Here is a 14,453-nt window from a genome sequence, read left to right as displayed (position 1 = left end):
TTTAAAACTCCCTTCTTTATCTACTTCAAACAACACCTGAACATCTCCTTTATACGCTTTATCAGCTACAATTTGAGGCATCTGAAAGTTTTTAAAAACAAAACTGCTTAATGTATAATTAAAACATGATTTTAATTGATCTACTGCTAAAGAATCGCATTCAGTAAAAACTGGTGGCTTTTCGTAGGTTGAAAGCGTTTGTGCCTTAGAAAGAATAGAAACTAATAAAAAGGTAATAAGCCAAATATGCTTCATAGAAAGGACTAAATTTTAGTGCTGGAAATATACTTATTTTTTTACTAAACCATTGCAGTTTAAGCTTATTAGACATCTCTAAAATAAAAGTTTGACATCTTTTGAATAATACAAAATAAAAAACCGTTACCTAAATGATAACGGCTCTATATTTATAAGTTATAATAGTCTAGTCTCTAACCATAAACTTAATTGGCAGATTGTAAATAACACCAACTGGCTTGTCTTGCTGATAACCAGGTTTCATACTTGGTATTTTATTGATAACACGATTGGCTTCTCTCTCTAGAGCTGGGTGTGGCCCTCTAATCTTTATATTGGTAATGTTTCCGTTTTTATCTACTGTAAACTGAGTTGTAATTTTCTGTAAACCCGTTATACCATGTTCGCTTGCAACATCTGTATTAAACTTTTTGCTAACTAATTTTGAAATCTTTTGAGACATGCATTTTCTTTTATCATCATTAGTTTTCTTTCTTTCGCAACCAGGATAAACAGGTACTTTTTCAACTTTTATAAAATCTACTAGAGGAGGATCTACTGGCACATCAACAGTCTGTATGTCATCAACTTTCACAGGCTCTGTTGTTGGTTTTGGGGCGTCTGGTGTAAAAATTTCTTGCTCTAAATCTGGCGTATCATCTATAACTTCCTTGTACTTGTCAATTAAAGTTGCACTACGCTTAATTGGTTCTTGCCTTTTTTGTACTACTTCTACTCGATAATCTGGAGCCACATCAATTGTAGCTACTTCATCAATAGTTACACTATCAGGCATAATCTTCTTGTCCTGAAACTGCATTTCGAAAAGTGAATAAGTGCCCAATAAACAAAGAATCAACCCTATTTGAAAATACAAGGTTGAGTTTTTTTGTAAATTTGCATCATGCTTTTGTGATCTTTTCACTTCAGTAGTGCTCTGACCAGCACTATTGAGGTTTTTTTTAGAATTTTTCATAATACGTATTATTTAAAATGTTAATATTATGATAAAGTCACAATAAGCATACCAAAAAGAAAATCCCGTCCAATTAATTTTGAACGGGATTTTTAATATTTAAAGAAATATATCGTCTACTAGTCTTGCACTTGGAATACAATAGGAATAGAGAAAGGCATTACTACAGCTTTTCCTCTTTGCTTACCTGGTTGCATTTTTGGTAATTTAGCCAATACTTTTTGGGCTTCTTTTTCTAAAGCTGGATGAGGCCCACGAGTTTGAATGCTTGTAATATTTCCATTCTTATCTACTTTAAACCTACAGAAAATTCTTTTCTTACCAGGCGCTAACCCTAAATCATTTGCTAACTCTGTATTAAATTTTCTCTGAATGAATTTATTCACTTTTTCATTCATACAATCTTTCTTAGCCTGATTTCCTTTTTTCTTTTCACAACCTGGAAAAACAGCAACATTTTCAATAACGTGGAAAGGCACCTCTACTTCTTCTTCTACCTCTTCTACCTCTACTTCTTCTACCTCTACAATTTCAGTATCCATTTCGGTTTCAGTAGACTCAATTACTGTTTCTTCTACTTCTTCTTCATCTTCTACCACTTCAATAACTTCTGGAGCTGCTGGTGGTGGAGGTGGTGGAGGTGGTGGAGTTGCAATCTGTTCTGTGATTGGCACTTCTTCTTCTAATTCTTCATCTAAATTAAGCGTATCTGCAACAATATCAGCCTTTTCGTACGTCTTATAATTAATTGCCATGTAAGTAATACCTAGCATTAAAGCTAGACCTACAGCAAAATAGAGCGAGCTATTTCTACTTACATCAGATTTCGGATTCTTTTTAGGTTCCATAGTATTTTTCTTTTATAGAGTCGCTAATTTAACTAAATAATAGTAAAAAAAGCAAAACTTCAATTTATTTTAACTTTAATATATGTAATCTAGCTGCAATTAATGTGCCAATAATAACGCCTAAGCAATTTGCCATTAAGTCGTAAGTATCATAGGTTCTGTTAGGATTTAGCTGATGCTGAATGAGTTCTAACAAAACACCAAGTAAAATAACAACGATAAAAACAAAGCTTAATGTATACTTTCTCTTATTAGGTTTAAAATAAGTTATCCATAATATAGCTAAACCAACGTATGCTAAAAAATGATATATTTTATCATCGAAAGACGAACCAAGGCTTGGCACACCATTTAGGGTAATTAAAGTTGCAACAATCAGTGCTATAGTATAAGCAATAGCAACTGATAATAGCAATTTTTTAACCACTTATAAGTGCTTTATAATCTTCTGCAGATAATAAATCATCTATTTGAGATGCATCAGAAAACTTTAATTTAATCATCCAGCCGTCACCATAAGGATCTGAATTTACCTTTTCTGGTTCATCTTCAAGGTTTTCATTAAACTCTATTATTTCACCAGACAGAGGTAAATATAAGTCTGAAACTGTTTTTACTGCTTCTACTGTACCAAAAACCTCTTCTATGTCTAGAGTTTCATCTAATGTATCTACTTCTACGTATACGATATCACCTAATTCACCTTGAGCAAAATCTGTAATGCCAACGGTTGCTACATCACCTTCAATTTTAATCCATTCGTGATCTTTAGTGTACTTTAATTCTGATGGTATATTCATCTTTAGTTGTATAAATTATTAATAAAACAAAAGTAATTTTTTAATTGTTTGTTTTCAAGACTAAGGCATAAATTAATTTCCGAAGTTATATCTTAACGTAATCCCAGATCTTAAAGAAGTTTGAGGAAAGGACGTAGAAATCGCAAAATCTGAGAATGTATAATCAAAATAGAAAATTGCTGTTAGGTTTTTACTAAACGCATAGTCTGCTGTAAACTTACCACTCCAAATCGTCTGGCCAGCTGTAACCTGATTATTATCTAAGTCTAAATATCTTATTATGGTTTTGTTATCTCTTACTGAGATGTCTGCTCGCATATTAAGATCACTTTTTACAATTTGTCTTGGGCCAGCAAGTGCAGACCTAATTCTTAAATCTTTTATACGATATCCTAGACCTAAGGTATATTCTTTTCCTTGGACTTCGGTTAACAGATTATTATCGAAACTAAGAGACAATAGTCTATCTTTTTGCATTTCTGCAAGCACTTTAATTGAGTTTTTCATTTCAAACTCTATACGAAACAACGGACTAAATTGTTCTTCTAAGTTAATATTACTAAATAATGTTCTGTTTTTTAAATTCCCATTTGAATCTTGATTTTCAGGAGCTATTGAGCCAATGCCTGTGTTTGGATCTACTACTAAGTTTTCAACAGAATCATCATAATCTAAATTAGTTCTAAATTGATTAATAGTATAGCGCGATCTGTAACCATGCTGAACAGAAAAACGCCTGAAGGTTTTCTTAAACCAAGGAATCTTCATTAATCCTGTATATTTAAGCGTCCAATTTGGTATTGGCACATCTCTAAAGGCTCTAGTAGTTATTTTATCTGGATCTACCCCTTGATAAGCTGATAAGAATGCTGGTATTAAAACACGTTGACTATTTTTACCAAAACCTATCGGATAACCTTCAGCATCTGTACCAAAAGATGTATTGCCATAAAACTTTCTCGCCAAACGATTTGCAATAATCAATCTATTTGCTCTAAAATCATCAAAAGCGGCAGATTGATTTTCATCACTCTTACTAAATGCTGTTTTTATAAGTGCTGTTGAAATATTAAAGTTTCCAAATGAATTAGTTATTAAACTCTCATATTCATCACTTAGCCCATCGTTATCATTATCTAAGCCTCTAAAGTTTTCTGATATATTCTCAGCATATGTTCTATTACCAATTAAGTCAATTTTTAAGTCGCGCATTGGTTCAACATTTATAGAATAATCTAAAGTTTTATTAGTTACCTCTGTATATTGCTGATTAAATTCATCAAAGGTAGTCAACCAACCATTTCTAGCTACTACTTGCCTTATATCTCGTTGGCTACCAAAAGTATAATCCCAAGTTGGTCTTAAGGTTCCTATAAAACCAGGAGTTGGCAAATAACCTGGTAAAAATGTCCCATTATTTTCACTGTACCCAAATTGCACACGCTTTACCATCGTTACAATATCTACTAAGGTATTGTAGGCTTTCTTCCCAGTACTTAGTTTATTTGGATCTTTTGATTTATCATTATTAGTCAACGATTTATTAGTCTCTGATCTTGATTTTCCTTTGGTGTTTCTAGATCTTCCTCTACCTCTTCTTTTCCCTTTTCTTACTAAACCAATGGATTTATAAAACGTCTCCATGTTTAGTGTAGAATTTATATTATGAGTATTAGAATTCTGAATAGAATGTCCTAAATTAAAAGTATCAAATGTTCCTGGATTATTAGGATCTTCAAGTTGTAACCCTTCATTAAGATCTGAACCTTTTTGCCATTGAAACGCACCATTATAAGAGTAGGTTGCTCTTAAAAAGCTTAAGGCAGGTATCTTATATATTGGCAACTCATAATTAACCTGAAGTTGCTGTGTTTGGTAATTAGGGTCACCAAAATCGAAGAAACCATCCCAAACATCTAATTCTGGGTCTTGACGACCATTAATATTACCATCTATAAAATAGTTTCGTACAATATTAGTATTTGCAGCAGTAAAATTAAGACTTAACGCATCTGTTAGGTTATAATTAATAGCATACTGAAAATCGAAGGTATAATTTCTTCTAAATAACTCTTCAATACCAATATTATCTCCAGTTAAATCTACTTCTCTAAACTTTTGCTTGCTAAATTGCCTGTTTATATCTGCATTAACAGAAATACTGGTAGGCAATAAATTAAGATTAAAATCTTTTAAAATTTTCCAATATTTACCAGTAAACAGAGAATCGTTCTTTTTAAAAGGCTCTATTTTTGCAGGATTAAAAGCATAGTTGTAATTAACACCTGCTCTAACATTTTGATCTATAGAATTCTCTATTTCAAAATCGCGATGTTTTACTTTATTGTAAGAATAATTTAATGTTAAGTTCTCAACATCGTAAAAGCGCTTTTTGGAATCTCCGGTTTTTTGTTTTCTTACACCAATAAAGTTTATACTCCTTCTTTTAGTATAATCTTCAGATTGGGTTCTAATAATATCTTCTTCTTCACTAGTCTCAGCAGCATTAATTCTAGATTCTAATGTTAAATCATTATAAAACTGGTCAAATTTAGGTGTGATTAACTCTTCACTTTGTGAGTAGTTGAACGGTATCTGAAGGCCCCATTTTTTTGGTAACAATTGCCCTAATTGTACATTAGCAACAACATCGTACTGCTTCACATCTTCAAGGCTTCTTTCGTTTGGCCCTTGGTCTATACCACCAAAACCAATGGTACTACGTCTTCCTGTTGCACTAATATTAGCAAAATCTGCAATATTTGTATCCATACTTACAACAGTGGCCCAACCTCCTTGATTTTCCATATCAGACATACGCAACTCATTAAACCAAACTTCTCCACAAGCATCTGCTCCTGTTATTCCAGAGTTTTTAACACCAACCATTAACACTCTAATATCCCCAAAATTTGGATTTCCTTTTATAGCTATACGCTGTTGACCTACTGGGAACGGCGAAAATTCCGATACGAAGTTTTCTTGCAAATCTCCATCAATTACATCGTAATATTTAAGCGCCTCAACAGATCCGTCTAAATAGTATTGACCATTTGCAATTCCTAAAGCTTTTATCTTTTGTAAGAAAGATAATGGTAAGTTAATCTCATTTTCTTCTGGCCAAGCGACATCTCTAGCTGTAGTATTTGTAACTTGTCCTGAATTTATTAAAGGAATTTCTATTTGATAGAAGTTTTCTGTAAAATCATTACCCATCCTAATAAAAGCTACCATTTCTCCATCTTGAAGCAATGATCCTTCTTGCTCTTCTGCGTGTAAAAACATACGTAAGTTTTTGTACTGACGCATATCTATATTAATGTTTTTAAACACACCTCTAGAATCTTCTGGTTCTAAATTACAAGCTTGTAACACTAAAGATTGTTCATTTTGTCTTATAATGTTATTATTGTTATTTAACTCTTCTCGCCTTACACCTGGCGGAACAACATAACTATCATTATTTTCTTGTTCACCAATAATTCCTACATTAAATTCTGTATCATCGTTTTCTGGGAGTTGGGTGCCATCATTCAAATCTAACGTGTAACGTCTCCAATCACTTCTTACTAAATCTAGAGTAGCAAAACGTAAAACTACATCTTCAGTAAAATCTGTTAAATACATACGTGCAAAACGAATAGATCTAATATCTGATATACCTCCAATTTCGTTTGTTGGTTGATTAATTGGTAATCTAAATTGGTACCATATTACTTGGCGTTCTTCACCATTTGGTAAAGTAACCAATCTTGTCTTAACATCATTAATCTGAGTGTTATCTATATTTAGATTGTTAGGATTAATATCAACCTCATACTCATAATAACTATTAATCGTATTCATGGTATTATCTCGGTTAATATCTTCTACATCTGGTTGTGTTGTAGAACCTCTATTGGTATTTGTAAATACATCTGGCGTATTACCTTGTGTTCCGTTATACTGCTTATAACGTTCATAAATATCACCATCTGTATTAAGATAATAGGTATAATTATCTTTTGAAGGATCTTCACCAAAATTCCCTGGATATCTATCAAATTCTTCAACATCATCATAACCATCTAATCCTACATCTTGATTTGCTCGTTCTTGACCGGTTGTTGCAAACGTGTAAATTAATGATTGATTTTGTGGCACTACACTATTGTAGTCTGTTGGCTCTAAAATTGAAATATCACCATCTTCTGGCAATCCATTTTCATACTGTTTCTTACCATCTCTTAGAACATCTTCTGAAATGTTACCAAGGTTAATGAAAAGTTTTCCTCCTTGGCTTGATGGATTATCTAAGAACGGGTCTTGTACCCAAAATTCAATATACTCTACATTGGCTTGCTCAAAATCGGTAGAAGTAATTTGTCTTGTAATACCTGCCCAACTCTGGTTTGGGATTATTATGTCACTAGTAGGACCCGTAGCTGTTGGGTCAAAATTATAAGGTCCTCGTTCAGAAGGGTAGTATGCTAAATCTAAAGTATTAATTACAGAAGTTTGCCCTTGGGCAATATCAACTTCTGGGAAGATTTCTTCAATAAATACACGTCTCGTATATAAATCTGAAATATCGTCATCATCTATTCCGCTTGGTCGCTGATTACTATAAAATATTGGGTCAACGGTGTACCAGTTTAACATCGCTCTACCATAACCATTTTCCTCACCATTTACATCACTTCCTCGAATAGTACCAGGTAATTCTTCTGGTCTACTAGATAAAAACCACGATAATGGACTTAATAAATCTACAGAACCTTGAGTTCCTTCAAAATCATCTATATAAGCTGTGGCTTCACCATTAAAATTGGTACCTTTTGGTGATCCTGGCAATAAATATGCGAATTCACCTCTTACCGAAAGGTTAGATGGTACATCTGTATCTACATTAGGTAATTTATTTACCATTCTGGTTAAGAATGGCACTTCAGTAGAATAATTACCATTAAAACCAAAGATGGTATTATTTATTGGCTCTGAATTAAAATTAGCTTTTTGAGTTATTGGTCGTTCATTTAAATTTAATAGTGTCGCTCCTAAAACAAAGTTTTCGTTGAATTGATGTTCTACATTAACACCTGTAAATCGTCTTGTTTGCTGACCAAAAACTGCATTATTTTCTACAGAAACATTAATTGGTGTATTTGATGCTTTTAGAGCTTCATCTAAAATTTCCACTCGACTTGTAGAATAATTTACTGTATAATCTATACCTTCTACAAGCACACGTCCACCAGCTGTAACTCTTACCGAACCTCTAGGTACATTAAACGCTCCTAAAGGAATACCTCCACCACCACTACTACTTTTAAATCGTCCTTTAATTTGGAATTTATTTTTATTAGCTTCATCTAAGGCTTCTGTCTTTGTAGACTTATAAAGCAAGTCATAAACGTATTTCTCTTGGTTTTCGTTAGTATATATATCTTGCTCGTAGTCTATATTATTGTTACTTGGGTTTCCATCATCATCTAGCACATCAAATAAATAACGCCCAAAAGGCTCTACTTTGGTAAAAATAATTTTACCGTTTTGTGGAATTACCGTTATTTGAGGATTTGGAACATAATCAAAAAACCCATCACCACCTTCTTGTGGATCATTATTACTATTCAATCTATCTAAATGAAATAACCTAATTAATGGTGTTTCTTGTATTTCTGTATCATCATTAGGGTAGTTAGGCGTGTTATTATCGTATAAAGGAAAGTTTGTGCCTTCTACAGGTGTGATATAATTTAATGCTGAAGCTTCAGTGTAGAAAATGTTTAATTTAAAATCTTCTTGGCTTAGCTGAAAAGCGCCTGTATCATAAACGTTTTTCATCATTAAATCCCAAATAGGTTGTTCTACTGAAGTTACAGCACTCTTTAACATTTTTAAAACCAAGCTCTGGTTGTTAATCACTTGATTTCCACTTGTACCGTCACTTACTTCTGTGGCATTAACTCCATCATTTGCAAATTCACCGACTTGATAAACTTCACCTCCTCTGGTATATTGAAAAGCAACTGCTAATACTTCATCATTTAACAACCTTTGGTTTAAAGAAATATATCCTAACTCTGTATGTAACACATAATCCTGACCTTCAATAAGTTTTCTTGCGGATTCTAGTTTTCCATAATCAAACCCTTCATTCACACCTACTGTAACACCAGATTCTACATTGGTAATATCTCGTACAGCTTCTGTTAAAAATGATCCAGGGCCATCAATGTTAGTAGGATCAAATGCATTATTCCCATTATCTGGAAGTGCTCCTGGATTAAGAACAAAAGCTCCTAAAGGGTTTAATCCAATATTATCTGCTTCAGACTCACCTAAATCTTGAAATGCAACAATATTTCTAACATTATCTGTTTGATTGTTTCTATTCGTTACCCAAACTTCTACTCTGGTAATTTGTAGCCCTTGATTGTTTATAAAAGGATATTGCTGTAAAGCATTATCGTAATTATCTCTAAAATAGTGTGACAAGAAATAATGTCTATTCTCATCATAATCTCTTGCAAAAAATTCAAATTCTTCTACAGTTCCGCCACCTTGGGCAACAACAGACTTAGATTGCGATTGTTGCTCAGAAAACACAGCAGTAACTCTAGTTTTACCAAATTGCAGTTCTGTTTTTACACCAAATAGACTTTGTGCTCCTGTAATTAAAGAGCTATTTAAAGGCATGTTAACATTACCGACTTCAATCTTTCTAATAATATCATCTTCGGTAGGTGTATATTCTAATTTTACAAGTTGTTGAAAATCGAAAGTTGCCTCAGTATCATAATTTGCTGTTACTTGTAATCTTGTACCGACTTTACCAAGTAAACTTAAACCTATTCTTTGATCAAAATCGAACGTAAAATTGGTTCTGTTTCTTGGTGAAAAGGAAGGATTATCTTGTTTTGAAAATAGCACACCCAAATCTACTTCTGCATAACCACTTGGAATAACATTTATGGTATTACCTCCAAAAATGGTTTCAAAAAGCCCAGAATTAACATAGAATTCTGGCAATAAATTTTTCCGATCTTCTTCTGTACCATCTTTTTGACCAGATACAGCATCTGCCATTTGCTTGTAATAGGCTTTTAATTTTTCTTCGAGCACTAACTTCTGAAATTCTTCTGGTGTTAGTATTAAAGGATAATTAATATTAAAATTGCCTATTTTTTCTGTGTAGATGTATCGGTCTAAAATAGGATCGTAAGTATATTTAGAAACAATGCTATTAGGATTGGGCATTTTTAGTTTTCCTAATGCATAAGTCGTTTTAGTAGAGTCTTGTTCTGTTTCAGTTTCTTGAGCAAAAACAGACACACTCAATAACATCATTAACACTAATGACGTATAAAAACTGATCGATTTTAATTGAGTATAGTTAGCTGTATTCAATTGTATTATAAGTTTTTAAGAGCTTCTTTAATAATTTGCTCTACAAGGGCATCTGGTTGAGTTTGTAATATTTTGTCAACTACTTTTTCTGATTGTTTTTTATTAAATCCTAAAACATCTAAAGCAGATAACGCTTCATCTTTATTCGTATTGTTTGGTAGTATAGAAAGTTCGTCTATACCGTAAACTTTTAACACTTTATCCTTTAAATCTATGATAACACGTTGTGCAGTTTTAGCTCCAATACCTTTAACACTCTGTATTAATGCTACATCTCCACTCGCTATACCTTCTTTTACTTGCTCAGGTGTTAATGAAGACAACATGGTACGTGCTGTATTAGCTCCTATGCCACTAACCGAAATCAAGAGTTTAAATATTTCGCGCTCTGTCTTTGAAGAAAACCCATAAAGGCTATGAGAATCTTCTCTAACTTGAAGATAGGTGTACAATCTTAGATTTTCTTTATCTGGAATTTGAGAAAACGTATGAAGCGATATATTTATAAAATACCCTACACCATTGCAATCTATTACAACATCTGTAGGATTTTTTTCTACTAGTTTTCCCTCTAAGTGTGTAATCATTTATTACTAAAGGTTAAAAGACCAAATGTACTAAAATTATTTTCATTTATAGAGCAAGTTATTTGCTAAGAACACATAGTTTTTTAGGACCTTTTAGTACACACTAATTTTTGTATTATTATTGACTTAATTTGCTTACAACAAAATCTAAACATCTCCTTTTTCAATAGAAATGAATAAGCTTTGTAGTATATTAATATTCAATTCTAATTCTCTTAACAATTTTATTCAAAAGTTCTACGTTAATTAGTCATTGCTATAACCATCCATATATGAAAAACTACTTTTTTATAGTACTCATCTTTTCTTGTTTTAATATAAATGCACAGTCTTCAAAAAAACTAATTCTTATTGACGATACTACTGAAAATGTTATTCCGTTTTCCAATGTATTGTTTAGTACAAAAAAAAACAAAGGTACTTCTACAGATATTGATGGAGTATTTTATGTACCCAATTCTATTGAAAGCATAACCATAAGTTATGTTGGCTATGAAACTAAAGTGTTGTTATTAAATAATCTTAAATCGAATATCATAAGATTAAAACCTCAAGTAAGTAAATTAAACGAAGTGGTTATTAATGGCGAAAATCCTGCGCATAGAATTATTAAAAAAGCAGTAGCAAATAAAGCGCTTAATAATCCGGAGAGTTTACATTCATTTACCTATCAATCTTATGACAAGATTATTATAACATCTGGCAAAAGAGACAAGAAAAATAATGATAGCATTAGCACAAGATTAGATAGTGTTAATGCTAAATTAGATAGCATAATGAAGGGCTCGTATTTTTTTATAACCGAAACCGTTGCCAAACATAAATATCTAAAACCTAGATTTTCTGAAGATAGTGTAATTGCAACACGTTCCTCTGGTTTTAAAAACCCAAAATTTGCTTTGCTGGCCAATAGCTTTCAACCGTTTTCTTTTTATAATGACTTTATTGAGCTTTTTGAAGTCAATTATCTAAATCCAATTTCTAAAGGAAGTACTCGTAAATATAAGTTTAGACTTAAAGACGAGTATCTACAAGGTAAGGATACCATCTTTGTTATTTCCTTTGAGCCTAAAGCAAATAGGAATTTTGAAGGATTAAAAGGACTGCTCAAAATAAATTCTAATAAATATGCTGTACAAAGTGTAGACGCATCTACCTATAACTCTGGCAAATTAGATGTTACCATTCAACAGAAATACACTTACATTAATACTCAGCATTGGTTTCCTGAGCAATTAAACTTTGAAATTAATGTTGGTGAAGGTTTTGGTAGTGTTACGTATATAGGTAAAAGTTATCTTTCAAAAATAATTACAAATGCACCTTTAAGTAAAAAAGACTTCCCTTTTGTTTCTATAACATTACCAAAAAATGCAGGATTGAAAAGAGAGGATTCCTTTTGGAATTTAAACCGGAAAGATTCTCTTAATTTTAATGAAAAACGCACTTATACTTTTATTGATAGTATTGGGGAAAAGATAAAACTCGATAAGATATTTAATCTAGTCCCAAGTTTATTAGGAGGTAGGTTTCCTTTAAAATATGTTGATATTGACCTAAGCAAAATAGCGCATTACAATAAATATGAAAGTACAAGACTAGGCTTAGGGCTTTACACCAATGATGATATTATTAAAAATATTTCAATAGGTGCTTATGCTGGTTATGGTTTTAAAGATCATACCTGGAAATATGGAGGTGAGCTTTTGGTAGAAGTTCCAGGAAAGAAAGACATTACCTTTAGCTTAAAGTACATTAACGATTTAAGAGAAACTGGTAGTTTTTCAGACAATAGATTCAATTCCATTTTATCGCAACGTCGATGGATTGCAAATCAAATGGATGCCATAGAATCTTATAGCATTACCTCTAATATGAAGATTTTTAGAAATGTTAATTGGAAACTAGGTCTTAGTACTTCAGAAGTTTCACCACTTTATGATTATGCATATTTAAACAATGCTGAAATTATCACTAATTATAATAATACCGAAGTAAGCATTGGTATTGGATATCATGTTGATGAAGAATTGATGAATGTTTTTGGAGTTTCTACAAGAATTCCAAACGATGCACCTGTGCTTAATTTTTTATATTCTAGAGGACTAAAAGGCAGCTTAGATGGTGATTTTAGTTATAATAAATTCAGGTTTACATTAGATCATAGTTTTATAACTAAAGGACTAGGCAAAACTACATACAGATTAGATATGGGATATGTTGACAGCTCGCTTCCTTATGGTCTTATGTTTACAGGTGAAGGTAGCTTTGATAAAAGAATTCCTTTTGTTATAAAAAACTATTTTCAAACGGTTGCTCCTTATGAGTTTTTATCTGATAAATACATTCACTTATTTTCAACACATAATTTTGGAAGATTGTTTAATAACAAAGGTTATCTACAACCAGATATTTTATTACATAACAACTTAGGTATTGGAAATTTATCAAATCCTGAGCATCATCAACTAATTGACTTTTCTACAAAAGAAGAAATATTTTTAGAAACTGGCTTAGAACTTCAAAACCTTGTAAAAATGCCTTTATTAGATGTTGGATATTTAGGTTTTGGAGTTGGCGGCTTTTATAGATATGGTTATCATAATTTAGAAAAGTTTGATGATAACTTTGCTTTTAAAATGTCTATGGGATTTAGCTTTAAGTAAATTTTATTTTTTTAGGAACTCAATATTTCTTTTCAATCCTGAATATTTGGTTCGTTTTACAGCAGACTTTTTAAAGACCTTTCTAAAAGTATCTTCAGTAATTTCTTCCCAATCTTTTTTAGTCATTGATAAAAGTTCTGGATGTGGATTAAATAAAGGTTCATTATGCGACTTGCTAAATCGATTCCACGGACAAACATCTTGGCAAATATCACAACCAAACATCCAATCATTAAACTTATCTTTAAACTCAGTTGAGATATTATCTTTAAGCTCAATCGTAAAATACGAAATACACTTACTACCATCCACAACATAAGGCTCTACTATAGCTTCTGTTGGACAAGCATCTATACATGCTGTACAAGTACCACAATGGCTTGTAACTGGTGTATCATAATCTAATTCTAAATCTATAATAAGCTCTGCTATAAAATAATAAGATCCTACTTGTTGAGTTAATAAATTAGAATGTTTTCCAACCCAGCCCAATCCAGATTTTGCTGCCCATGCTTTATCTAATACAGGTGCTGAATCTACAAATGCACGTCCCGTAACATCCCCTATCTCTTCTTTAATATATGCTAAGAGTAATTTTAATTTATCTTTAATTACAAAGTGATAATCGGTTCCATAAGCATATTTAGATAGTTTATAGCTATTTTCTGTTTGCTTTTGGCTTGGATAGTAATTCAATAATAAAGAAACTACACTTTTAGAACCTTCTACAAGAAGCGTTGGGTCTAAACGCTTATCAAAATGGTTTTCCATATAACGCATTTCACCATACATGTTTTTGTTTAACCAATTCTCTAGTCTTGGTGCTTCTTCTTCTAAAAATTCTGCTTTACTTATACCACAAGACATAAAACCAAGACGTTTGGCTTCGGCTTTTATAAGTGCTGTGTATTTAGATTTGTTGTTTAGCATGGTGATGAGATGCTGAA

General features: G+C 32.1%; 8 protein-coding genes and 1 pseudogene. 1 reads left to right on the top strand and 8 read right to left on the bottom strand.

Going from position 1 to position 14,453, the window contains the following annotated elements:
* The 7 genes and pseudogenes from N4A42_RS03915 to ruvA form a co-directional block, all read right to left on the bottom strand.
* Positions 1-255 (bottom strand): annotated as a pseudogene (locus tag N4A42_RS03915) (gliding motility protein RemB); the annotation flags it as partial.
* 169 nt (positions 256-424) lie between these two features.
* Positions 425-1,213, bottom strand: coding sequence for an energy transducer TonB (locus N4A42_RS03910; protein WP_294070136.1), 789 nt, complete (start codon positions 1,211-1,213; stop codon positions 425-427).
* 119 nt (positions 1,214-1,332) lie between these two features.
* Positions 1,333-2,061 carry an energy transducer TonB gene (locus tag N4A42_RS03905; RefSeq protein WP_294070134.1) on the bottom strand — a complete coding sequence of 243 codons (729 nt, stop codon included), beginning with the start codon at positions 2,059-2,061 and terminating at the stop codon, positions 1,333-1,335.
* A 64-nt stretch (positions 2,062-2,125) separates the two neighbouring features.
* Positions 2,126-2,476, bottom strand: a complete 351-nt coding sequence (locus tag N4A42_RS03900; protein WP_294070131.1) for a VanZ family protein — start codon at positions 2,474-2,476, stop codon at positions 2,126-2,128.
* Between the two features lie 4 nt (positions 2,477-2,480).
* Positions 2,481-2,861 (bottom strand): glycine cleavage system protein GcvH, encoded by a 381-nt coding sequence (gene gcvH, locus N4A42_RS03895; protein WP_294070129.1) that lies wholly within the window; start codon positions 2,859-2,861, stop codon positions 2,481-2,483.
* 72 nt (positions 2,862-2,933) lie between these two features.
* The gene (gene sprA / locus N4A42_RS03890) at positions 2,934-10,193 is read right to left on the bottom strand and encodes a cell surface protein SprA (protein WP_294070148.1); all 7,260 of its coding nucleotides are present in this window, start codon (positions 10,191-10,193) and stop codon (positions 2,934-2,936) included.
* A 65-nt stretch (positions 10,194-10,258) separates the two neighbouring features.
* Positions 10,259-10,840 carry a Holliday junction branch migration protein RuvA gene (gene ruvA, locus N4A42_RS03885; protein WP_294070126.1) on the bottom strand — a complete coding sequence of 194 codons (582 nt, stop codon included), beginning with the start codon at positions 10,838-10,840 and terminating at the stop codon, positions 10,259-10,261.
* 272 nt (positions 10,841-11,112) lie between these two features.
* On the opposite strand from ruvA, the gene N4A42_RS03880 reads away from it, so the two are divergent.
* A complete protein-coding gene (locus N4A42_RS03880) occupies positions 11,113-13,506 on the top strand; it encodes a DUF5686 family protein (protein WP_294070122.1) in 2,394 nt (797 codons plus the stop codon).
* A gap of 3 nt (positions 13,507-13,509) precedes the next feature.
* Here N4A42_RS03880 and queG read toward each other — a convergent pair whose 3' ends face one another.
* Positions 13,510-14,436 (bottom strand): tRNA epoxyqueuosine(34) reductase QueG, encoded by a 927-nt coding sequence (gene queG, locus N4A42_RS03875; protein WP_294070145.1) that lies wholly within the window; start codon positions 14,434-14,436, stop codon positions 13,510-13,512.
* Between the last annotated feature and the right edge of the window lie 17 nt (positions 14,437-14,453).

Source organism: Winogradskyella sp. (assembly GCF_025210595.1).
Lineage (GTDB): Bacteria > Bacteroidota > Bacteroidia > Flavobacteriales > Flavobacteriaceae > Winogradskyella.
Note: the sequence above shows the minus strand (reverse complement) of the source record. Positions and strands in the feature narration are given on the sequence as shown.

What these genes read in the sequence shown, in the direction of transcription:
- gcvH (WP_294070129.1), bottom strand. Translation starts at nt 2,861, where the DNA reads ATGAATATACCATCAGAATTAAAGTACACTAAAGATCACGAATGGATT.
- queG (WP_294070145.1), bottom strand. Translation starts at nt 14,436, where the DNA reads ATGCTAAACAACAAATCTAAATACACAGCACTTATAAAAGCCGAAGCC.
- N4A42_RS03880 (WP_294070122.1), top strand. Translation starts at nt 11,113, where the DNA reads ATGAAAAACTACTTTTTTATAGTACTCATCTTTTCTTGTTTTAATATA.
- ruvA (WP_294070126.1), bottom strand. Translation starts at nt 10,840, where the DNA reads ATGATTACACACTTAGAGGGAAAACTAGTAGAAAAAAATCCTACAGAT.
- N4A42_RS03910 (WP_294070136.1), bottom strand. Translation starts at nt 1,213, where the DNA reads ATGAAAAATTCTAAAAAAAACCTCAATAGTGCTGGTCAGAGCACTACT.
- N4A42_RS03905 (WP_294070134.1), bottom strand. Translation starts at nt 2,061, where the DNA reads ATGGAACCTAAAAAGAATCCGAAATCTGATGTAAGTAGAAATAGCTCG.
- sprA (WP_294070148.1), bottom strand. Translation starts at nt 10,193, where the DNA reads ATGATGTTATTGAGTGTGTCTGTTTTTGCTCAAGAAACTGAAACAGAA.